Origin of the sequence: Nitrosovibrio tenuis (assembly GCF_900109785.1) — a bacterium.
Lineage (GTDB): Bacteria > Pseudomonadota > Gammaproteobacteria > Burkholderiales > Nitrosomonadaceae > Nitrosospira > Nitrosospira tenuis_A.
On sequence record NZ_FOBH01000001.1, the window covers coordinates 348,351 to 370,066 of the forward strand.

Sequence of the window (21,716 nt, forward strand, 5' to 3'; positions counted from 1 at the left end):
CCCATTTGTTCACTGCCGCGTAGGCAGCTCAGAAACTGTTGCCGGACGCGGTTTAAACGCACTCACAGTTCACTGCCGCGTAGGCAGCTCAGAAATCTGGCATTTTTCCCCCGCTTGCAACCGACAAGTTCACTGCCGCGTAGGCAGCTCAGAAAGTTTGGAACATGCTGAAAAGTCTGCCGAAGAGGTTCACTGCCGCGTAGGCAGCTCAGAAAATTAATAACGGAAATTTCGGATACATACCCGAGTTCACTGCCGCGTAGGCAGCTCAGAAATTGCCCATGATCGTCACAGGTCCGTACGGCAGGTTCACTGCCGCGTAGGCAGCTCAGAAAATGTTTTGACCGCCGAACATAGGGAAACCAAAGTTCACTGCCGCGTAGGCAGCTCAGAAATCGATAACTACAATAGGGCGAATGGCGCGGTCGTTCACTGCCGCGTAGGCAGCTCAGAAATGAGGTTAATTTTCAAAAGTTCTTCAGTAATAGTTCACTGCCGCGTAGGCAGCTCAGAAACATAGGAATCGCTGAAAGCAGCATGATATAAAGTTCACTGCCGCGTAGGCAGCTCAGAAATGAGACCGCGTGCTGTTCCACGTGCGCGACTGGTTCACTGCCGCGTAGGCAGCTCAGAAAATTGCGCGTACCTCGACGCGCCGCTTGAAACGGTTCACTGCCGCGTAGGCAGCTCAGAAATGGTTGAGTCGGCTGCGCAAAAAGAATCCGCTGTTCACTGCCGCGTAGGCAGCTCAGAAATAGTATGAGACTTGAGGTGTACTAATAGTGTAGTTCACTGCCGCGTAGGCAGCTCAGAAATCAGATCACCCCCGTGACCATGCGAAGCATTTGTTCACTGCCGCGTAGGCAGCTCAGAAAGTCAGGCAGTTGCACATCGCGCACATCATTTGGTTCACTGCCGCGTAGGCAGCTCAGAAAGATTGAAAGGGACCGCAAACCCTTCACGTAGTGTTCACTGCCGCGTAGGCAGCTCAGAAAAATATAGAAAACCAGCGCACACAAGCGGCGGCGTTCACTGCCGCGTAGGCAGCTCAGAAAGATAGGCGGCGCTCTGTTGCTGGCGTTCGTGCGTTCACTGCCGCGTAGGCAGCTCAGAAAACGTAGTACCGATACAGGAGGGCGGGTCAAATGGTTCACTGCCGCGTAGGCAGCTCAGAAATATTCCGGGCGGGTTGAGGCGCTCGCTTGGCAGTTCACTGCCGCGTAGGCAGCTCAGAAATTGCCATCATTGGAGAGCCTTTATTCGTATCGAGTTCACTGCCGCGTAGGCAGCTCAGAAATTTCCCGCCGCGCCGAATCTTTCAGGGATTTTGTTCACTGCCGCGTAGGCAGCTCAGAAACCGATCAGCCCCCGCCAACCTTGCGAAGCATTGTTCACTGCCGCGTAGGCAGCTCAGAAAAAGACAACGGCAGGAGTTGTAGCCTCGGGATAGTTCACTGCCGCGTAGGCAGCTCAGAAAAAGTGCTGCGGCTGTGATCAGCGCCATACTTGGTTCACTGCCGTGTAGGCAGCTCAGAAAATCAGGCCCCAACACAGACCGATTGAGCGATCGTTCACTGCCGCGTAGGCAGCTCAGAAAAAGTAGTGTGGAGGATAGGAAACCCCGATCCGAAGCGCGACCGCCTTTTGCGTTGAGGAAGGTATGTATTCTGCAAATTCGACCGAACGGAGCGAAACATGGGTTACAGAATATGAGTTGCAGCGAGCCTCACATTATCTTCACCCAGCCTAAAGCGAACGATGCTTAGCCTCGACAGTGCGCCTCAGGTTGAACGCCAGAAGTTTTCCTAGCCGCTCGTTCCCCACTGGGCCGCTACCGATCCGCTGAATCATGTCGAAATCCGGTGCTTTGTTAATTGCGATCATGCACGGTCCACTGTCGAGCAGGGCGACGTCCCAGCCGATCACCACCTGGTCGGAGAACGCGCTGCCATGGGCATAGCGGACCAGATCGATCAGCTCAGGCCAGCATGGGAGCTTGCGGTGCAGAATCTGCGCACCGTTTTCGTAATACTGCTCATACCATCCATCCACGGTCGACCCCCAAGCCCCACAGGTGGCCCTCCCTAACTCGCCGGTATGAATATCGACGTTGGCGGCGATTCCCCCTGTGTGAAAGTTGTCGACAACGACGGTACCGTTTTGCGCCATGCGAAAAACCGCATTGGTCACTTCGAATTCGCCTTGCTCATCACGGCAGCTCATCACCCGAATCGTTGCAAGAGTGCCATTGCCTAGGTCGGCGATCTCCCTGTGATTCACGAGTCGTGGCTGCACCAGGAAAGCCCTGCGCTGTGACGCTTGGCGCAAGTCTTCCAACACCTCGTCTGCAGTCGCACGTTTACCGTCGTTGCGTCGATATTGCCCCGAACCCAGATAATCCCAGCGCGTGGCATTTTTTCCATTCTGGCCATGCAACGGCTTTACGAAGAGATCGATCTCGGGGAGGCCCGGTCCGCTCCAATCAAGCGCCTTAACCTCCCCCTTCGCGACGCTCAGAAGGGCAGGCGCAGTGGCAATGCCAAATTTACGGCAGCGGGACATGAAGCACAATTTGTCCTTGATGCACGCCGTGCTGCGCTCCGCAGGAATGGGAAGTCCGCCATTGTGGTCGCGCAGGATGCGGTAGAGTCCGCTTTTCATCTCAAACCGGTTCACATATTCGCAGGCGCGCTGGCGCTTGTCGTCGTCATGCAGCTCGAAAATGTAGTACCAGGGAGGCAAGATCGCGTGCCGCAGCGAGACTCCGAGCTGCTCGCGGACTTGCCGGATTATCCCCTTCCCGGTCCGTTTCTTTATCGCCTGCCCGTTGATCGAGGTGAAAATTGCTGCCAGCACCACAACTACCAATGGGACGAGCGGCAGAGCCGCCCAAATTGCGATCCGCTCGCGGAGCTTGACCTCGTGCCAAATCTCGCGTTGGAAGCACCGGTGGACAAAAGTTGCTGCCGAGCTGTCATCAGGCAAGCGGGAAAACGTCCACATTGCACCGCTCAATTCCCTCGTGATTCTGTCAAAGCTCCAGTCACTCACGATCTTCAGCACCGCTCTTTAAAATTTGCGACGTAAGTGTATTCCTCTATCAATTTAATACTTATTTCTGCCGCAATAATCCATGCTTGAGTAAATGAGCGAGGGCTTGGGTTAGCTGGGTTCACTTCCAGCATTACCCCGGAGGGAAGGCAGGCAAAGCTCAGCCGCCGAGGTAATCGAGGGCCCGGGCGCGAGCCGGGCATCTTCATCTTGCCCGCCAGACAGGACGACTCTGACGTCCTGCGATTACCGCCCGCGCTCAAACCAGGGCTTCGCCGGTCATCCTCTCCAGGATACGCAATGAAGAGCGCGACGGATCGCTCATTGCCTCCACCGGCAGGTAAAACGTCCGATCGAGGCTGTGCTGCCCCGATATCGCGCCGTGCAGCACCAGATCCGTGATTGCGATCCAGCTTGCGCCAACCGGAAATTCCATGATCTTGCGAGGTGCCGTCCGCTGGTACTCCTTGTCGCGTATGCCCAGGGCGCGCACCGCCGCCACGTACTGATCGTATTTGGTCTTGGCTCCGTCGACGATGCCGAGGCGCGCCAGAATGGCGGAAATCCAGGATGGTTTGCTGAGGCGCACAGAAGGCAGGAAACGGCTCACGAAGGGTTCAAACGGTTCGCCGAGCTGCCAGATACGCAATCGATTGACGGGATTGATGTTGGTGAAAATGCGCAGCATGCCGCGCCCCTGAGTAGGGTACCCATAGCTCGAGTCGATGTGCAGCGACTGGGTGCTGTTGCGGGCAAAAGGCCGATAGGTGACCCGTTTTCGGTCCAGTGCTTCCTGGTAGATGGGGAACAATTGGTTGATCACATCCTCGGACCACTTGCCGTAGCGCACCATGATCGCCTCGATATCGGGGCGCGCCGTGTCTCTGACCTGGGCTCGCATCAACTTCCCGCGCACTTGCGCGTAGTGGTACTTCTTGATGCGGCCGTGCGCCGGATCGAAGATGATCGTCGGGCGGCCATCCTGGACATCGGGCTCCCGAGTCAGGATCTTCGCCGTGTCCGAGATCAGCTCTCGCTCCCGTTCGGACAGCTCAAAGCCGCTTTTTGGCAGGTAGATTAACCCTCCCCCTTCCAGTGTCTCGATGGCCGTACGTCGCACCTCCGGCGCCGATAGGTCGGCTCCCGGCTCGATCGTCAGCATCTTCACGGTTCCTGCTTCTTCGCTCACAGAAATACAACCTTGATCTACCATGATATTCCTTGATTTGTGTAAGAAGTCCATATTCGCCGGAGTTGCACTAGCCATGCGAAGTGAGGACGCACTCTTTTTAGTACTGCCGCCAATTCATCAATTTTGCGCCTGGCATTCTCTAAAGACAAGACCCAAATAAGCCTAAGGCGCTCCAAGCTGCAAACGCATTGAGGCTTTTCCCGCTGGCATTATCGGTTGGGTGTCCGCAATGGCTGAAGTCCATTTCGATGCCATGCTCATAGGCCCATTTATCCTGTCTCGCCAATGAATGGTCTCGGAAGGAATTTGTCTTGGAAGCCTGCCGCTGATGGAGACAAGTTGACTCCGGTCACCCTCTTGAACGACGCTCAAGAGGGTGGCTGCCGGGCGCTGGGGATTTCACTTTTTCCCACTCTCTGATGCTGCCGGGGACAATACGAAATAATGGATGAGGCTCGGGAATAATGATGCTTCGAAACTGCCGATGAAGATCTGGCGTCCGCCTGTGCAGTTTTGCCCTGAGATGAGCCCACTCGTACAATAGCTGCCCTTCTGTTTCCTCGATTTGCTCAGTAGCCCCTTGATCCATAGCCCCGTGCTCCAGGATCTTGTTTATATCGAAGTTATAGCCGCGTCGTGCGGCCTCCTTCGCAAGGTCTGCCAGAAACGCTCCGATTGCTTGAATTGGGGCGGGATGCGCGCGAAACCGGATAAGCTGGGGATGATGTCGGTAGCCGCAGGTTACCGCGGCCAGCACTTTTTGGGCCAATAATGCCTCTCGCCACGTTGCGACGAGACCTTTGGCATCGAGATAACGCGGATGAACAGTCCAGAGACGCATAGTAAGCTGCACCATTCCTGTCGATATGGTCTAGGATGAAAGCATACCGGCCCTCGAGTGCTATTTTAATGAAGAATCTCGAGAATGCAAAACATGTGAATCACCAACCGAAACGGCGCAGATTCATTGTGTCCACGCTTTCGGCGGGGTTTGCCGTGGCGGTTTACCCGCTTTATGCGCAGTCCATTACAAACAGTGACAAGGCTGGGGGCATAAAAAGCGAACAGGGCAATTCGGAATCGCTATTGCACGACTCGGGTATCAGCGTCATCAAATTGTTCCTCTGTGGTGACGTCATGACGGGCAGGGGAATCGACCAGATATTGCCGCATCCCGGCAACCCCACTCTCTACGAGGGGTATATGAAAAGCGCGGCGGGATATGTGGAGCTTGCCGAACAGGCGAACGGCCCCATTCCGAGACCAGTGGATTTTTCATACATCTGGGGAGATGCTCTTGCTGAACTCAAGCTTCGGAAGCCCGATCTGCGAATCATCAATTTGGAAACCGCCGTTACCGGCAGCAACGACGTGCAGGAAAAGGCGGTCAACTATCGGATGAATCCGGATAATATTCCCTGCATTACGGCGGCGAATATCCATTGTTGCGCCCTGGCGAACAATCATATCCTGGATTGGGGTTATTCCGGTCTTGCTGAGACGCTGGATACCTTGAAAAAAGCCGGTATCAAAACGACGGGCGCAGGCATGAATATCCAGGAGGCTCAGGCGCCGGCGATAATGCCTGTCTCTGGAAAGGGGCGCGTGCTTGTTTTTTCTTTCGGTTCTGAAACAAGCGGCGTGCCCTGGAGCTGGGCTGCCACAGCGGGCAAGCCCGGCGTAAACTTTTTGCCCGACTTCTCCGTGAAAACCATACGGGATATTCGGCATTACATCAGTGGACTAAAACGCACAGGTGATGTTGTTATTGCCTCGATTCATTGGGGGGGCAACTGGGGATATGAGGTGCCACGCGAGCAGCAGGAATTTGCCTATTGGCTGATCGATGACGCAGGCGTCGATATCATTCATGGCCACTCCTCCCACCATGCAAAAGGGATCGAGGTTTATCAAGGAAAGCTCATTCTTTACGGCTGCGGTGACTTTCTGAATGACTATGAAGGGATTTCCGGGCATGAGGCCTATCGAGGTGATCTTTCGCTGATGTATTTTGCAAGCGTGGAGCCAGCAGACGGGAAGCTGATCAAACTGGATATGGTCCCCATGCAGACGAGACGCTTCAGGCTGAATCATGCGTCCAGGAGCGATGCGCTCTGGCTGAAGGACGTTCTGAACAGGGAAGGTAGAAAGTTCAAAACCGAGGTGGAGCTGGTTGCCGATACATTGATACTGCGTTGGACAGATTAATCTGCTGAGTAGCTAAAGGGGCAAAGGCTTGAGCAGGGCCTGAGGAAAGGCCCTGCTGGTCCGTTGTCGGTCTTTTTTATCAAACCGATTTTGTCTCATGTTTGGATTCCTTTCTCACGCAGTTCCGCTTGCGCCTGTTCGCTCTTGTCCAGCTCCAGCCCCATGAATTTCAGCACGGCATCGGTCTTCATAAATTGAAGATCGCGATATTCGACTACCTGAATCCGGTTGCCCCACGGGTCGAGAAAGTCGAGGAAGGTCCCCTTTAACAGGGTTGCCCCTGCCGCTTCGGCAAGTTCGCGCACGTGCGAACGGTCGTCAACGACCAACCAAAATGCCTGTGGTCGTCGGCGGCCTGAGATCGCCCTTCCATCAGCGCGATGAATTGATCGCCCATATCGATGAAGGCGGCGCCTCGGCCGCGGCCCCGCAACTCAAAAGTAAAGATGCGAGCGTAGAAGGCCACCGCTTCATCGATATTCCCAACCTCGAGCGCGATGTGATTGATGCCTACCAGATGCGGTTTCGCTTTCTCATCCATATACTTACCTTGAGGTATTTAGCCCAATATGTGATGGCTTGCATATGTGCCTTTGTACTTTTTTGTTTACTTAATGATAGGCCAGTCAGGCTACGAATTCCGTTCAGAGATGTGGGTGATCAAAATTGCCCGGCCGCGGCTAATCGAAGAAACTCCCTTCGGGTTTTCGGGCCATAGGTGAGGAAATGCGGTTCAGGATGTTCGAGATAAGCCTGCCGCTCGCGGGCGATACGGTCGCGTCCCGTGTATTTTTTCACCTCGTCCGCGCTGATAGAGTACACCTTCGCCGCATTGAGGCCAAAAATTCTGGCGCGGAGCTGTGGCGTGATCTCAGGGTATCCGTATCTCGCCCGCAATTCGGGGGCAATCTGAAACGTGCGAAACGCCTGGATCTGATCCTGCGGCGACCCGTACCAGAGGGAATCGGTGCCCCAGAGGACGTTGTTCTCACCGCAATATTTCAAGAGCTTTCCCAACGCATGGGCGGCGGCTTCAGGATCGCGCATCAGGAAGCGCCAGGTGCTGCCCAGCTCGGCGTACACGTTACTGTTCGGCTCTACGCCGTTTTCGATGACCGAACGGATCAGGGTATCGATGCCGTCGCCCGCGCCCCTTCCTTCGAACGGACGTTCGGGAACCGTGGTGACAAAGCCCGAGTGATACACGAGGAAGTTAACATCGGGAAAGCGTTTGGCAACAACCCCGATGTCGCTACACTGGCTGTGCTCGTAGGATTGTTTGCCGAAAGGCAGACCCTTGTGTATGCAGATAACCTTGACGTCGAGCCCGCGCGCCTTCTCGATGAACTGGGTGCCGATGTCGTCCGATAGAAAATAGCCTTTGCCGCCAGGACCGAACTGCGTGTAAGTTTTCCACGCGGATACACCCCAGCGCTCCTTTAGCTCATCCATTGATTCTAGATCCCTCTTCTGGTTGGGATTGACCCGTCCATGCACCAGCAGACGGTGCGTGCCTTCCATGCGATCGACAATCCTGCGAACCGCATCCGCCGTCTGGATGGTAAGCGGCTCGGCATCGGGCGCGGAAGGAACGAAGGAGAGCACCATCATATCGGTATCAGAGTCGAGGAATACGTCCTTGATGAACTCGTCAGGTCCGAGGCAGCGCAAATAACTGCGCGAGCCGGGTTCGGAGGCGAGCGCGCAGCCTGCCTTGGGCATTTGACTTAGGGGATTGGAGCCGGGGGGAAGCTTTTTGACCCACGCACCATTCGGATCGACAAAGTGCCCCTGTACGTCGAAGATGAATTCACCCTGGCCGCCAACCGTCGCTTGCGCAAGCTCCGGCTCGAGCGCGGCCTCCTTCGGTAAATCGAAGAAGCCGCCAGTCTTGCCGGCTGCCGCGTTTGCAGTGTTGAATGCGAGAAGCGTGGAGGCCGCGCCGCAAGCGGAGATGAGGAAATCTCTTCGGGAAACGGCCAGACGCTCTGCATTTTCATCGGCCGCTTCATGCGCGAGGTGATTCGCCGCGCGGTTGACGGGCGTTAACGGAACCGGCTCAAACTCTCCGTTCGACGTCGTATCGAGCTTGATCGGGAGGCGAGCGCCACCGGAGTCGATGGGATGGGTCTTGGAAATCATGCCGGCACATCCTCTTAAAACGAAGATAAATGCGGAGCTCGGGAAGAGCTATTTGTTCGGCGAGCCGCTCATACTGGCACGGTACACCGGCCTGGGGCCATTGACTGAAGCAATCCGGTTGTCCAAAAAGCTAGGCTATCCAAAAAGTTACTTCACTGCTTTTTGGGCTTGAAACAAAGTCCCCGCAAATGCCGTCAGGCCATTATCTTGAACCTTAAGGTCCAAGGCGGTCACTTACCGGATGCATCAGGCGCTTCCGTATAGGACGCGCACAACAGCATCGCTATGGTTCGTAACCAGTTCTCAAAAAGTTGGTTCAAAGAATATAGGCCTAAAACGAACACCGCAGGGAACAACTTTTATCCATTTTCGCCGCCTTCCGGATCTGATGGCACGCGCAAAGGGGAAATTGTTGGGGCAACTTGAAATTACGTGAGCCGGATCAGAACAGCTTGTCTTGTTCCGGCAATACCGCATCAAGGGCTGCCTGCATGCGATCGATTCTACGCCTAAATTCTTCGGTGTCAAACCCTTCCCTATGCCTCTCGGTCAGTAACTCATGCGTAATGTTGAGCGCAGCCATAACCGCGATACGCTCGGATCCGATCACTTTTCCGCTGTCCCTGATTTCGCGCATCTTTTTATCGAGATAAATCACCGCTCTCTGTAATTCTTCACGTTCGTCGTCAGGACACGTGATGCGGAAGTCACGTCCCATAATGCTGACATCCATGGCGTTACTGTTTTTCATTCTTGGCTATTCATTACCTTTGGGGAACTGTGCAAGGAGCGCTTCCAGGCGGCCAGTTGCGGCGTTTATCTTTTCCGCAAGATGCTTATTTTCGCTGGTGGCAGTTGCCAGTTGCTGACGCAAATGAATATTTTCTGATCGCAGTTGTTGACACAACCGTACGAATTGATGAATTTTATCTTCAAGCGCCTTCAGTTCTGATTCCATTGTTTTATATTTATATGGATCTTGTCAGCTCACTATAGTGCGGAAATCCTTGGTGAGTCAACTGCTAAGGTAATTATCTAAAAGTAGTTTCCAGCATTCGTGTCGATCCGTAGCGCGTATTCAGTCCGCCGGGGCCACGACTGTCCCTGGTTTCATCCCTTTGGCAGAGGCGGGGGCCGGCCGCTCCCACTCTGCTGTCGTGGAGCCGGAATAAAAACGCTTTCATTTTTACAACTAGCTTCTGAAATAATATTCTCAACCGATACCATGACAATGCATTTCCATGGGAGCAAAGCATGGCGCGACTGAATCGGCATTACCCGGCAACCCGGCGTGATGGGCGGCAGCGCTTCCATTCGTGGGATTCGAGTCACCGTCGGCATGGTTGTCCGCCAGGGCAGGGCTGAGGCTGCAGGCGATCCACCGCCAGCAGGCGACCCAACCGCCCAGTCCATCACTCCTCTTGGCACAACTTGCTCCACCCGCTGCGCTATTTCCGTTGCGTTATCCTCTTAAACCATTATTGCCCGGTTCTGGTAGAATTGCGGCCACGTTTGAGGTGCCCGGCTGCGTATCAGCCGGGTTAAACGGGAACCAGGTTGGTAAGCTCTGAACGTATCTCCTCCATGGAGATTGGTTTTGAATTTCCTAAAGATGCCTGGGCTGCCCCCGCAACGGTAAGCAGGTGTGGACGTATCAACAATGCCATTTCTTATGGCATGAAGCCACTGTGAATTCTTCAATTCATGGGAAGGCGTTACGTCAAGTCCTGCGAGCCCGGATACCGGCCTTGAATGCGTTTGGAAATACCGCGTGGGGCGGTCTCTGATCGATATCCTTTCGATATCTCTGCGCTCGTCGATTCCTCAGAGGCTCCTTAACGAGCTCCTTAGCGCTCCTTGGCGCCACTTAGCGGCGTTGCCGGGTGCCACGTATTTCCTTTGTCATCGTGCTGGACCGCGGGTCCGCCGGATAAAACAATCCTGTATGCCTGTTTCTTGGAATAAGCCGGCAGCTTACTGTCGTCTTCTGCATATCTGAGACTTTTATCCATCGGTAAAGATCTATGGCGATCCATGGCGGGTAACCCATGCATCTCGCGCCGACGCCGAGATGAAGCTCAACTGTGAAGGAATTACGAATGAGATTAGGCAAAATGCTGGCTTTGGGGTTGATATTGAACCCGTTGGGATTGGCTCTCGCAAACGATGTGCCTGAAACAGCGCTACCGGAACTGACTATTTACGGCGGGAACCGTATCCCTCAAGGCAAGGAGTTGACTAATCTTCGAATTAATTCCATCAAGCTGAAGGTCGAGGATAATGACTGGAAGACTGTGTTGCAGGAGCAGGTGCAGATCAATGAACTCGGGCCGGGCGGGCCGGTATCACTTTTTATGCGGGGCTCCAACTCAAACCAGACGGTGTTCCTGATAGACGGCGTGAAAATGTCATCCGCGACAGTCGGTTCGCCGAATTTCGCCGCTATCGCGCCGGGCCTCCTGTCATCGGTCGATGTAATTCAAGGCGGGACGTCGGCAGCTTTCGGTTCTAATGCGGTCGGGGGGGTTATACGCGGAAACATCGATATCCCGAAAGGGATGCTGGTCTCGGCCGGCGGCGGCTCAAGATTTTCGGAGCGCGCCGCGGGAAGTGTTGGGATACGGGGAGAATCCTATTACGCGGGAGTCCGGATCGTGCAGGACATTATCCAGCAGGGGTCGGCAACCAACAGAAATAACATCTTCGCCTTCAATCCGGACAAGGACCCCAGAAGCCGCTTGGGGATCGTAGCCAAGGCGGGAGGATGGATAACACCGGATTTCCAGGTGGAGGCGACTGCATTAGGCTCGCAAGTCAGGACATCGTTTGATGCGTCGCTAACTACCGACGATGTGAATCTGCAATCGATTTCCATGGCGAACCTCAGGGCAATCTATTCTCTGCCCCGCGATATCAGCATTATGGCGACATATGGCGGTTCCCTTGATCGATCCAATGTGCGAGGAGCTTTCCCGGCGATTTTCAATAGCCATTCCCTGCAGGGATCGCTCCAGCTGGAAAAGAAGCTGAATTCGGGCCGTATTTTTGCGGGGATGGATCATGAGATCCAGGGAGTAGAGAGCACGACAGTTTTTACCAAGGCAAGCAGGACTAACGTTGCAGGGTTTATCGGAACGCAACTGGGTTCAGAGCATCTCGTGGCGGAAGGCATGTTTCGCCACGACGAGAACAGTCAGTTCGGAGGGTTTAATACCTACTCCCTTTCCCTGGCGCGTAAGCTGGGTGAGTCCTGGCGGGTGGGAGCGCTGACTTCATTGTCATTCAAGGCGCCGACTTTCAATGACCTCTATTTCCCTCCCACCTTCGGCTTCGCGGGGAATCCGAACCTTAAGCCCGAACGCGGCCGCATGCATGAAGCCTTTGTATCGTACGATGGTGCGGATGGTGCAAGCTATCGCCTGGGGTATTTCATCAATACCATCAGTGATGCAATCGTCATTAACAATGTGTTTTCCCAGGTGGAGAACATATCGCGGGCCCGAATTGACGGGTTTGAGCTGACGGGAATCCAGCCGATAGGTAAAGGATGGTCAACACGAGCCAACTTGACTATACAGGACCCGCGCAATGTGCAGCTCGACACTATCCTGCCGCGCAGATCCAGGATCTTCGGAACGGCGGTCCTGAGATATGCCGTCGGCAACTTTTCAGCAGAGGGCATAGCGCGGGGTGAAGGAGAACGGTACGACGACGGCGAAAACCTTCACAAACTGCCTTCCATGATAATCGTCGGGTTCAGCGCGTCATACAGGATCCGGCAGGGCTCCACTCTTCGTATTCAGATCGACAATCTTCTCGATAAAAAATATCAGCCCGCCATCGGGTTTAACGGAATTCCGCGGACTGTGTGGGCGAGTATTTCCCATACGTTCTGATTGACTTTGAGCCTGATAAGTCTCGTGTGGCTGCGTATTCGGGCGGTATTTCAGGAAAATGCACGCTCGGCGTGGGATGCACGATAATCGCAACAGCTACAGTCCGCGTAATATTTTGTCGCCGTAGTGCTGCAACAGTATAGTATCCGCATCCTTCTCTTCGACCTGTTGAGTCGCCAACGGGATCAGCAGTACATCACACGCTTTGACGTCGTGTTACTCAGGCAGCATCCGCTAGCTGCCACTGCTTGATTGCAGACTTGATTGCAGACCTCGCCAAAACGTGGATTCTGAGCTCAGGGCTGTTTCGACACGGACATATAAGCATTTTGGCATGCCACAGCCTGGCTTTACACCGATCAATGACCATAGTCCGTCCAGCCCCATTTGACGGATCATCAAGATAGCATATATGCAATATTGAAACGCTATGTTGATCGTCGACATGCAGGTTAAAGCTTTGCACGTTAACTTCGAATATGTCTTGCAATATCGCCCATCCCAACTTTTTGAGAGGTAATCAATGTTACGCATGACGCAGATCACTTTGGCGGTTGCGGCCGCCCTCACCGCCGAAGCCGGACTCGCCTCGGCTGCCCAAGGCCCCAGCAGTTCCGCAGACGCATACCTGCAAGCAGTTGCTCCTGGGGTCAGCTTTAAATCCATATTGACCACTGGCGACAGCGTCGGTGGTTATCGGATGGCGGGCATTCCGGATGGTCTGGGGGCGTACGACAATGATAACGGCACCTTCACGGTGCTGATGAACCATGAACTCGGCAATACTGCTGGGGTTGCCCATGGCCCCTTGTCCAAGGGTGCCTTCGTTTCTGATTGGGTCATCGACAAAAGCACGCTACAAGTTGTTTCCGGCGGCGATCTGATCCAGAACGTCTACGGCTGGAATACCAGCACCCAATCTTCCGACGCCAGCGCCACGACCGGCTGGTCGTTCAATCGCTTCTGTTCCGCGGACATGGCTCAGGTAAGCGCATTCTATAATCCTGCTAGTGGCTTGGGTACACAGTCCCGCCTGTTCCTGAACGGTGAGGAAGGGGGCGCCACCGGTTATGCTGTCGCTACCGTCGCTACCGGGGCCAATACCGGCAACGCCTATATTCTTGGCAAAATGAATCCCTCCACCAACGGCTCCGGCGGCAGTGCGGTCGGTGCCTGGGAAAACCTCCTGGCCAATCCTTACACCCAGGACAAGACCATAGTCATCGGCAACAACGATGGTGGTACCGGCGTACTGAATAACGCGCTGGCCGTATATGTGGGAACCAAGACCAACACGGGTTCTGAAATCGACCGCGCCGGCCTGACCAATGGCGTGACCAAATTCGTCAATGTCGCTGGTCATGCCGACGGTACCACTGCCAATGATGAGCTGAACAACACTACCAGCCGCACTACCGGCATAGCCAACGGCACTCACTTCACGTTGAGCGACACCGCTTCCACCACCTTCTCCCGGCCGGAAGACGGTGCCTGGAGCGCTGACGGCACAAAGTTTTACTTTGTGACCACCGATCAGCTTGACACAACAGATACCGCAGGCGGCACCCAGCATGGCGGCACGCGTCTGTGGAGTCTTACGTTCGACGACATCACCCACCCGGAAGCCGGTGGCAGGATCGACGTGGTGTTCGACAGCACTACTATCGCTAACGGTCTTGGCAACGCTCGTCCCAACATGTTCGATAATATTTCCGTGAACAAAGACGGCACGATCACCTTGCTGGAAGATGTCGGCAATGCAAATCACAACGGCAAAGTATGGCAATTCGATCCGGAGAGCAACACGATGACCATGCTGGGCAAGTTCGATCCGGCGCTGTTCGGCGATGTTTCCTCGACCGGGGTGTTTACCGCCGGCTCGCATACCAAGGATGAAGAAACGTCCGGCGTGATCGACATCACTTCCATTCTCGGCAAGCATGATGACCACACTTATCATCTGCTTGTGGCTCAAGATCATGCCTCGGCATCATCCCTCGGTCTGGTCGACCCGACCGCCATGGTTGAAGGCGGCCAACTGATGTTGATGGCCACGCCGGTACCGGAACCCGAAACTTACGCAATGTTCATGGCGGGTTTAGGCTTGATGGGTTTCTTGGCGCGTCGTCGCAAGAACGGACACGCCTGATTAAGGTAATAACTCCGAACTATTAACGGGGGCTTGGCCCCCGTTTTTTTTGAGGGGGATTTTTGCAACATGAGTCATTTAAGCGCAAATTCTTTAATATCCGCTAATTCCTGATTTGCGTTTTTAGGCCGGTCAAAGTCCGGGATATACTCGCTTATAAGCGTATCAATTTGGATAAGATGACAAAAGGTCCCAATAGGTGCTAATAAGGGATGCCACTGGTGCCAATAACGAAAGACACCGTCAGCTGTGCGCGGATCAAGTAATCCGAATTCGTTCTGGCTAAGCTTGACATGTTCAAACGAAGGCAATTCTGCAGCGCGGTTATTATTGGTAACATATTTTATCAACGGTAAATACCAAAACCAAATCATCACTGCGCATTGCCTGGTCGCGTTCGCACTGCTAAAGTCCGATGATTTTCGGATATCCAACTCAGCCAACCCAATGTGCAAATCATGAGCAGCCGCCAGTTATGCCGGCGTCTGATGAGATATATCGCGCCCAATTGGGAAGTGCTTGCGTTTGCGCTGGCAGGCATGATCGTGATGGCGGCGACGGTGCCGATGCTGGCTGCGTTGCTGCGGCCGCTGCTGGACGAGGCTATTACGGGCAAGAACCGGGAACTGATGCAATTAGTGCTGATGGGAATCATCGCGCTCTTCGCAGTCCGGGGCGCGGCGGGACATATCAGTACCTATGCCATCAATTGGCTAGGCAGCAAACTGACTGCAGACTTGCGGGTGGACATGTTCGAGAAATTATTGAGCTTGCCGGGTCGCTATTATGCCAGCCATTCTGCGGGCAGCCTCATCTCCAGGATCACATCCGATAGTGACCAGGTCGCTCGAACCTTTATCGCCGTGGCCACCATTTTGGTGAAGGATACATTTACGATTATTGGCCTGTTGGGATGGGCGTTTTATCTCGATTGGCAGCTCTCGCTGCTGGCATTATCCATGACATGCCTGATCCTGCTGATCGTGCGCTTGATCGCTGTCAAGCTGCAACGAATGGAGTCCGATGTGGGGCAATCAGTGGACGGCATCACTTCGGTGGTGCAGGAATCCATTGAAAACTACGCGGCGGTCAAGCTTTACGGCGGTCAGCAGTATGAAAGCCGCCGTGTGCGCGAGCAGACAGCCGGAATGCACCGTTTCATCATGAAACGGACAGCCGTCGCGGCCCTTGGTATTCCAGTGATACAAATGGCCACTGCTGCTGCACTGGCCGCCACTATCTATTTTGCTGTTCAGCAATCCTTTGTCGATGAGATCACGGCGGGGGGATTTGCTTCACTTATAGCGGCTCTGGCAATGCTGGTCGTTCCTGTAAAGCGCATCGCCGGCATAAAGGCAACTTTACAGCCGGGGCTGATCGCGGGCGACAGCATATTCTCGTTATTGGACGAGCCGCCTGAACCGGAGACCGGAACAGTTGCCATTGAGCGCACACGCGGAGAGCTGCGTTTCGAACAAGTCAGCTTCTGCCCTGCAGTAGGAGATGGTTTTGAAGCGGGTCCCGAATCAGGTTTCGAAGCATGCTCAGTGCTGCGGGACATTAATCTGATGGTGCATCCAGGCGAGATGGTAGCCCTGGTCAGTTTTCAGACAAGCAGTGCGGCCGCGCTTGCGAATCTCGTGCCGCTTTTTTTTCGTCCTGTAAGCGGAAGAATTTTGCTTGACGGCAGGGATCTGCAAAGCATCAGTTTAGCCAGCCTGCGCGCCAATATAGCGCTGATATCCGCGGACGCGGAGCTGTTCAACGACACCATTGCGGCCAACATCGCCTATGGTGACATGAGTTGTGCAACCGAAGCCAGGATCATGTCGGCGGCGTATGCCGCCCGTGTGTCGGAGTTTGTGCGGGAGCTGCCGGAGGGATTGCAAACGCCAGTCGGAACACAGGGTTTAAAACTGTCTGCAGGACAGCGGTTCCGTATCGCTATTGCGCGGGCATTATTGAAAAATTCCCCTGTCCTTATCGTGAACGAGATAAGTAAAGCGCTCGACGCCGAAACCACGCATCATATGGATGCGTTGGAAGCCGTAACGCGGGGACGCACTACGCTGGTCATCACGCACCGTTTAGCCACTCTGAGTAAAACCGATCGCGTTGTCCTGCTGCATAAAGGCAGCATTACGGCAATTGGCAGCCACAGCGAACTGTTGGCGAAGCATGGAACTTACGCCAGACTTGCACGGACATTTATCTGAACCGGGATATGCTGACTGGCCCTGTCGCCATCCAATGCCTATCCGTACTTATGCTTATCCGTATGGCACACTCAGAACATCACTACGAAGATCGCCGTCGATCCTTTCAGTGAACTCGTGCGTCGCCCGCCGTTCCTGTTGGCTTGATTCCCCGGACGAATATCCGGGTACCCATTTTGCCAATTCATGTTTGGCTTCGGCATCACTGAGTACCGGATGCCCGTTTAGCCATGCCAACAGCTCTGCCAGCCATTTTTCGTCCACCCGGCGTGCCTGGGCAATGCGTAATTTGGGGTGAGGTGTCGGCAATGTGTTTTCGTCATCCGCCAACAATTCTTCGTAGAGTTTCTCTCCAGGCCGCAATCCGTTGTAGACAATCTTTATGTCGTCCTCGCTCAGACCCGAGAGACGGATCATGTCTCTCGCAAGATCAACGATTTTTACCGGCTCACCCATATCCAGTACAAAGATTTCACCGCTGTCCCTCCTCCCGCCCATCAATCCCGCTTGCAGAACCAGTTGCGCGGCCTCGGGTATGGACATGAAATAACGAGTGATTTCGGCATGTGTAACGGTAATTGGGCCGCCCCTTGCAATCTGTTCGCGGAATTTTGGAATGACGCTCCCTGCGCTCCCCAGTACGTTACCGAAACGTACGATCACAAAGCCCGCCTCTCGCGTCGCATTTACCGAATTCTCCCTGCCAGGGAGAGGAACGGGCTGTTGTAATGCCTGGCATATCATTTCCGCCAGACGCTTGCTCGCGCCCATTACGTTCGTGGGATTGACCGCTTTATCGGTCGAGATCAATACGAACTTCTCCGCCCCATGCTCAATGGCAGTTTGTGCCAGGACGTAAGTGCCAAGGACATTGTTCAACACCGCCTGCCAGGCATTATCCTGTTCCATGAGCGGCACATGCTTATAGGCGGCGGCGTGAAATACAACTGTCGGACTATATTGTGAAAAAACCTGAGCCAGACGCGGCTTATCCTTGACATCGCCTATAGCAAAGGCCATTGATATTTCGGGGAAACTGGCCTGGAATTCCTGTTCAACGCTGTATAGCGCGAATTCATTCAGTTCGAACAGCACCAGGCGGCCCGGTCTGAACCTGGCGATCTGCCGACATAATTCCGATCCGATTGAGCCGCCGGCGCCGGTGACCAGCACGGTTTTTCCTGCCAGGAGGTGATGCAACCCTTCGTTATCCAATACCACAGGATCTCTGCCCAGCAGGTCTTCGGGCTCGACGCTGCGGATTTGCGATACCGTGATTTTGCCGCTGATCAAATCGTCATATGAAGGGACGGTCAGCGCCTTCACCCCGGCGGCAGCACACATCTCCAGCGCTCGGCGGCGGTCACGGTGAAGACGATTTGACCTGCGCCGGTCGGGCTCGGCGCGGTAGGATTGGCGGCGGTCGTATCCGGATGAGGTCATGGCGATAATGGCATGGCCGACCCCGAGTTTTTTAGCTATCCTCGGCAAATCACTGATGCGGCCCAGGATCTTGAAATCGTGCAGTGTCAAGCCGCGCTTTGCAGGATCGTCATCAAGTAATCCCGCTACTCTCCATTGCGTGCTGCGAGAGAGTTCCTTCACCAGGCTGACAGAAGCATCTCCAGCGCCGAGAACCAGTACAAGGGTTCCCTCCAGTTTCTTCTGCCCGTAGAGCCGGTGTTCCTTCCAAAACCGGTAGGAGATTCGGCTGCTTCCCATAATGAACAGAAGCAGAATGGGAGCAAGCAGCAGCACTGAGCGCGGTACCCCTGAGTGAACTTGCAACATGAACAAGGCCAGAGGCACCGCGAACGCCGACATCAATACGGCAAACAGGATACGCCGCAAATCGGGCAAGCTGGCGTAGTGCCAGAGCCCGCGATACAGGCCGAATCCCACGAACGCTGCCGCATGTATTGGTATCACCCAGGGCAGGATGTGTTTCAATGATGAAAAATAAAGAGGAGGTATTTCAAAATTGAAACGAAAAGAATAAGCCAGCCACCACGCGATGACCGCCGCCACAACGTCATGAATGAACGCGATTAGAGACCGTATGTTAGGTTTGTGCAAGAGCATGATATTGGCATGTTATCGGGCATGCTAGGAGCCGCTGGGGCGGCGTTTCCAGTAGCGATCGGAGACAAGCATCATCACTGCATAAATTCCGCTCCAGGCGATGCAGACTCCCAGTTGAACAGAAGTATTCTGTGTCATTGCCCACATTGCGCTGGCGCCCGTTGCCAGCATAAGAACATAAGCGAGCAGCGCCGTATTACGGTGGCCTAACCCGCTTTGCACCATGCGCTGATAGTAATGCTCACGATGCGCCTGCCAAACCTTCGCGCCGCGGAGACCGCGTTTTACAAGCGTGATGGAAGCGTCCGCAATGAAAGGTGAAAATACCAGCGCAGGCAACCATAACGGCCAATCACCGTTTATCCAGCCCGTCAATCCCAGCGCTGCGGCCAAAAATCCCAACGGGATCGATCCCGCGTCTCCCATGAAAATACGCGCCGGATGGAAATTGAACAGGAGGAAAGCTCCGGCAGCGGCGGCAATGCAGAAATTTATCATTGCAAACGGCTCGTTTCCGGCCGACCATGCAACCATGCCATAAGAACTGAAACCAATTAGTGCCATGCCACCTGCCAGGCCATCCGAACCATCCATAAAATTATAAAGATTGAGCATCCAGGTGATTGCGACGGCGGCCATGATTGCGGCGACCCAGCCATGCGTATCGGATAGCATCGAAATCGATAGCGAGGCTGCAACGGCGCCGTGCAGCAGTAACCTTACCCAGACGGGCAAGCCGAAAACATCGTCGGCAAAAGATATCGCTACCAGCAGCATAACGCTCGTCCACAAGAGCAAAGGTAGTGCGTCAGGAACGAGCGCCCACGAGACAAGGATCCCCGACATCAACCCAAGCCCCCCGGTTCGCGGAACAGCCCTGCTATGGAGCGACCGGGAGTTGGGATAATCGAGTATCCTGAGGAAGCTGCCATTGGCCAGATACCGAACCAGCGCGAGCGTCACCGTAAATGCTGCCAGCGGAGCCAAAACCATCGAAAGCGAAGGACCGGCAATCACAATAGTCGATTATAACTCTTGAGAATTTCGCGCTCGATCCGGCAAAAACAAGCCCGAGGTCATGCAGCCGATTATGCGTCTTATACTGGCGCGGAGCAATGGATTAACTGGCCCCTGGCGTAAAAGAGCAATTACATCTTCGTCAGCGGGATGCTTGCTTCCGGTTGGCGTCCAGCCAACTTCTAAGAATTCAGGAGGGATTGATAAATTTACAATCCCATGAGGGTGGTCCGGAGGCTCCTCAGGAAATTGCATCGCTGCTGGATATCGTTATTGGGGAGTAGCAGGTAATCTGTTTTTTCACTTTCATTTGAGGGACCGGGCAAGCTTTGCCGGTTCCCCGTGGAATTTGAATTTCGCGAATGAGGATGTTTTACTCCACTATATCGATTGTATTTCATATCCGAAACTACTGATGAAAAAGACATCGCTTAACGCACAAATTCTGTTCGGGGTGGCCGCGGGTATCGTCCTCGGTCTGGCGCTGGCCGCGCTTGGAAAGGAATCGGCAGTCGCACAAACGGGACTCTATGTTTCCGAACTGATCGGGACCCTGTTTATCGACTTGTTGAAGATGGTGCTCATCCCTCTGGTATTTACATCCATCGCGGTAGGGGTTGCCAATTTACGCGCGCACCGGCAGATGCACAAGGTATGGAAGGCAACGCTAGGCTTCTTCGTATTTTCCATGGCGCTGGCAATCATACTGGGAATGACCGCCACCAACCTTGTCCGTCCGGGCGAGGGGTTGCAACTTGCGATGTTTCAGGATGCCATGCACGGTTTTCAGGCGAGGCATATGTCGTTATCCGATTTTTTCGCCCATCTACTCCATACCCTGTTTCAGAATCCGATAGCGGCTCTGGCTCAGTCGAATGTACTGGCAGTTGTGGTTTTTGCGCTTTTGCTCGGCATTGCGCTGGTAATCGGGGGTGAGCGCTATGCCAATATTCTGATTCTGTTACAGGAATTTCTCGAGCTGATGCTGATGCTGGTAGGCTGGATCATGCGTTTGGCGCCGCTGGGTATTATGGCACTGCTGCTAAAGCTTGCCGCGACACAGGACACTGCCTTGCTTGTGACGTTGATGGAATTTGTCGCTGTAGTCATCACCACCACGTTATTGCATGGGGTAATCGTACTGCCGTTGATCCTTTACCTGGTCACCGGCATGAGTCCGCTCAAATTCTGGCGCGGCGCGCGTGAGGCATTGATAACCGCTTTTGCCACCAGTTCCAGTTCCGCCACGCTACCCGTCACGCTGCGCTGCGTGGAACAGCATCTGCACGTCAAGCGCGATATTGCCGGTTTCGTGGTGCCTCTGGGAGCGACGCTCAACATGGACGGAACCGCGCTATATGAGGCTGCGGCGGCTCTATTTATTGCCAACCTTGCGGGCATTGACCTTAACCTCATGCAACAGATGGTTGTGTTTATCACATCCATGCTTGCCGCGATGGGTGCGCCTGGCATTCCCAGCGCGGGAATGGTAACGATGGTAATGGTGCTGCAATCGGTTGGCCTGCCGGCCGAAGCGATTGCAATCCTGCTTCCGATTGATCGTCTGCTGGACACTTTCCGCACGGCCGTCAATGTCGAAGGGGATATGGTGGGAAGTCTTGTGGTCCAGAAGTGGGTTAATAGGTGAACGGATAACAGGCGACAGCACCCCCGCATTACGCAGTTAATCCCCCGTTGTTTCCTTTGGCAATTGCCTGCGGCAATTTGCCACATTCCCAAGCTGATTTTCCCTCCTTACAATT

16 protein-coding genes, 1 other RNA gene, 1 CRISPR repeat array and 1 riboswitch (1 of these 19 only partly in view) are annotated in these 21,716 nt (G+C 54.3%); of the genes, 5 read left to right on the plus strand and 12 right to left on the minus strand.

The window, feature by feature from the left end; all coding sequences use genetic code 11:
* Nucleotides 1-1,597: a CRISPR direct-repeat array (repeat unit 28 nt; unit sequence GTTCACTGCCGCGTAGGCAGCTCAGAAA); it begins 1,976 nt to the left of the window's first position.
* 149 nt (nucleotides 1,598-1,746) lie between these two features.
* The 3 genes from BMX00_RS01600 to BMX00_RS01610 all read right to left on the minus strand — a co-directional run bounded on the left by BMX00_RS01600 (nucleotide 1,747) and on the right by BMX00_RS01610 (nucleotide 5,084).
* Nucleotides 1,747-3,051 (minus strand): sugar-transfer associated ATP-grasp domain-containing protein, encoded by a 1,305-nt coding sequence (locus BMX00_RS01600; protein ID WP_245727514.1) that lies wholly within the window; start codon nucleotides 3,049-3,051, stop codon nucleotides 1,747-1,749.
* 259 nt (nucleotides 3,052-3,310) lie between these two features.
* A complete protein-coding gene (locus tag BMX00_RS01605) occupies nucleotides 3,311-4,264 on the minus strand; it encodes a Kdo hydroxylase family protein (RefSeq protein ID WP_090826362.1) in 954 nt (317 codons plus the stop codon).
* A 328-nt stretch (nucleotides 4,265-4,592) separates the two neighbouring features.
* On the minus strand, nucleotides 4,593-5,084 hold the full coding sequence (locus tag BMX00_RS01610; protein ID WP_090826364.1) for a pyrimidine dimer DNA glycosylase/endonuclease V: 492 nt from the start codon (nucleotides 5,082-5,084) through the stop codon (nucleotides 4,593-4,595).
* A 128-nt stretch (nucleotides 5,085-5,212) separates the two neighbouring features.
* Between BMX00_RS01610 and BMX00_RS01615 the strand changes: the two genes are divergently transcribed.
* Nucleotides 5,213-6,451, plus strand: coding sequence for a CapA family protein (locus BMX00_RS01615; RefSeq protein ID WP_245727516.1), 1,239 nt, complete (start codon nucleotides 5,213-5,215; stop codon nucleotides 6,449-6,451).
* Between the two features lie 95 nt (nucleotides 6,452-6,546).
* Here BMX00_RS01615 and BMX00_RS14795 read toward each other — a convergent pair whose 3' ends face one another.
* From BMX00_RS14795 to BMX00_RS01640, 6 genes are all read right to left on the minus strand, one after another.
* Nucleotides 6,547-6,756, minus strand: a complete 210-nt coding sequence (locus BMX00_RS14795) for a VOC family protein (RefSeq protein WP_245727518.1) — start codon at nucleotides 6,754-6,756, stop codon at nucleotides 6,547-6,549.
* Entirely contained in the window at nucleotides 6,717-6,992 is a 276-nt protein-coding gene (locus BMX00_RS14800) for a VOC family protein (protein WP_245727520.1), read from the minus strand. Before BMX00_RS14800 ends, BMX00_RS14795 begins: the two co-directional genes overlap by 40 nt.
* A 119-nt stretch (nucleotides 6,993-7,111) precedes the next feature.
* Complete coding sequence (locus BMX00_RS01625; RefSeq protein ID WP_090826369.1) at nucleotides 7,112-8,593, minus strand: amidohydrolase family protein; 1,482 nt, start codon at nucleotides 8,591-8,593, stop codon at nucleotides 7,112-7,114.
* Nucleotides 8,594-8,768: 175 nt separating this feature from the next.
* A non-coding RNA gene (gene ssrS, locus BMX00_RS01630) (6S RNA) lies at nucleotides 8,769-8,948 on the minus strand.
* An 87-nt stretch (nucleotides 8,949-9,035) separates the two neighbouring features.
* Nucleotides 9,036-9,344 carry a cell division protein ZapA gene (locus tag BMX00_RS01635; protein WP_090826373.1) on the minus strand — a complete coding sequence of 103 codons (309 nt, stop codon included), beginning with the start codon at nucleotides 9,342-9,344 and terminating at the stop codon, nucleotides 9,036-9,038.
* A 6-nt stretch (nucleotides 9,345-9,350) separates the two neighbouring features.
* Complete coding sequence (locus BMX00_RS01640; protein ID WP_090826375.1) at nucleotides 9,351-9,551, minus strand: hypothetical protein; 201 nt, start codon at nucleotides 9,549-9,551, stop codon at nucleotides 9,351-9,353.
* 540 nt (nucleotides 9,552-10,091) lie between these two features.
* A riboswitch (cobalamin riboswitch) is annotated at nucleotides 10,092-10,358 on the plus strand.
* A gap of 334 nt (nucleotides 10,359-10,692) precedes the next feature.
* Here BMX00_RS01640 and BMX00_RS01650 point away from each other — a divergent pair.
* Entirely contained in the window at nucleotides 10,693-12,489 is a 1,797-nt protein-coding gene (locus BMX00_RS01650) for a TonB-dependent receptor domain-containing protein (protein ID WP_090826381.1), read from the plus strand.
* A gap of 523 nt (nucleotides 12,490-13,012) precedes the next feature.
* Nucleotides 13,013-14,638, plus strand: a complete 1,626-nt coding sequence (locus BMX00_RS14805; RefSeq protein WP_177171733.1) for a PEP-CTERM sorting domain-containing protein — start codon at nucleotides 13,013-13,015, stop codon at nucleotides 14,636-14,638.
* 74 nt (nucleotides 14,639-14,712) lie between these two features.
* Here the strand turns inward: BMX00_RS14805 and BMX00_RS01660 are convergent, their stop codons facing one another.
* Entirely contained in the window at nucleotides 14,713-15,015 is a 303-nt protein-coding gene (locus tag BMX00_RS01660; protein ID WP_143053021.1) for a hypothetical protein, read from the minus strand.
* Nucleotides 15,016-15,096: 81 nt separating this feature from the next.
* Here BMX00_RS01660 and BMX00_RS01665 point away from each other — a divergent pair, with 81 nt between their 5' ends.
* Entirely contained in the window at nucleotides 15,097-16,854 is a 1,758-nt protein-coding gene (locus BMX00_RS01665; protein WP_090826387.1) for an ABC transporter transmembrane domain-containing protein, read from the plus strand.
* A 54-nt stretch (nucleotides 16,855-16,908) separates the two neighbouring features.
* Here the strand turns inward: BMX00_RS01665 and BMX00_RS01670 are convergent, their stop codons facing one another.
* Both BMX00_RS01670 and BMX00_RS01675 read right to left on the minus strand, forming a co-directional pair.
* Complete coding sequence (locus BMX00_RS01670) at nucleotides 16,909-18,936, minus strand: polysaccharide biosynthesis protein (RefSeq protein WP_090826389.1); 2,028 nt, start codon at nucleotides 18,934-18,936, stop codon at nucleotides 16,909-16,911.
* 24 nt (nucleotides 18,937-18,960) lie between these two features.
* A complete protein-coding gene (locus BMX00_RS01675; protein WP_245727522.1) occupies nucleotides 18,961-19,953 on the minus strand; it encodes an MraY family glycosyltransferase in 993 nt (330 codons plus the stop codon).
* A 415-nt stretch (nucleotides 19,954-20,368) separates the two neighbouring features.
* On the opposite strand from BMX00_RS01675, the gene BMX00_RS01680 reads away from it, so the two are divergent.
* Nucleotides 20,369-21,601 carry a dicarboxylate/amino acid:cation symporter gene (locus tag BMX00_RS01680; RefSeq protein WP_090826859.1) on the plus strand — a complete coding sequence of 411 codons (1,233 nt, stop codon included), beginning with the start codon at nucleotides 20,369-20,371 and terminating at the stop codon, nucleotides 21,599-21,601.
* Nucleotides 21,602-21,716: the final 115 nt, after the last annotated feature.

Coding starts and splice junctions, on each gene's coding strand:
- BMX00_RS01605 (WP_090826362.1), bottom strand. CDS start 4,264: ATGGTAGATCAAGGTTGTATTTCTGTGAGCGAAGAAGCAGGAACCGTG.
- BMX00_RS01610 (WP_090826364.1), bottom strand. CDS start 5,084: ATGCGTCTCTGGACTGTTCATCCGCGTTATCTCGATGCCAAAGGTCTC.
- BMX00_RS14800 (WP_245727520.1), bottom strand. CDS start 6,992: ATGGATGAGAAAGCGAAACCGCATCTGGTAGGCATCAATCACATCGCG.
- BMX00_RS01625 (WP_090826369.1), bottom strand. CDS start 8,593: ATGATTTCCAAGACCCATCCCATCGACTCCGGTGGCGCTCGCCTCCCG.
- BMX00_RS01635 (WP_090826373.1), bottom strand. CDS start 9,344: ATGAAAAACAGTAACGCCATGGATGTCAGCATTATGGGACGTGACTTC.
- BMX00_RS01640 (WP_090826375.1), bottom strand. CDS start 9,551: ATGGAATCAGAACTGAAGGCGCTTGAAGATAAAATTCATCAATTCGTA.
- BMX00_RS01650 (WP_090826381.1), top strand. CDS start 10,693: ATGAGATTAGGCAAAATGCTGGCTTTGGGGTTGATATTGAACCCGTTG.
- BMX00_RS14805 (WP_177171733.1), top strand. CDS start 13,013: ATGTTACGCATGACGCAGATCACTTTGGCGGTTGCGGCCGCCCTCACC.
- BMX00_RS01665 (WP_090826387.1), top strand. CDS start 15,097: ATGAGCAGCCGCCAGTTATGCCGGCGTCTGATGAGATATATCGCGCCC.
- BMX00_RS01670 (WP_090826389.1), bottom strand. CDS start 18,936: ATGCTCTTGCACAAACCTAACATACGGTCTCTAATCGCGTTCATTCAT.
- BMX00_RS01680 (WP_090826859.1), top strand. CDS start 20,369: ATGAAAAAGACATCGCTTAACGCACAAATTCTGTTCGGGGTGGCCGCG.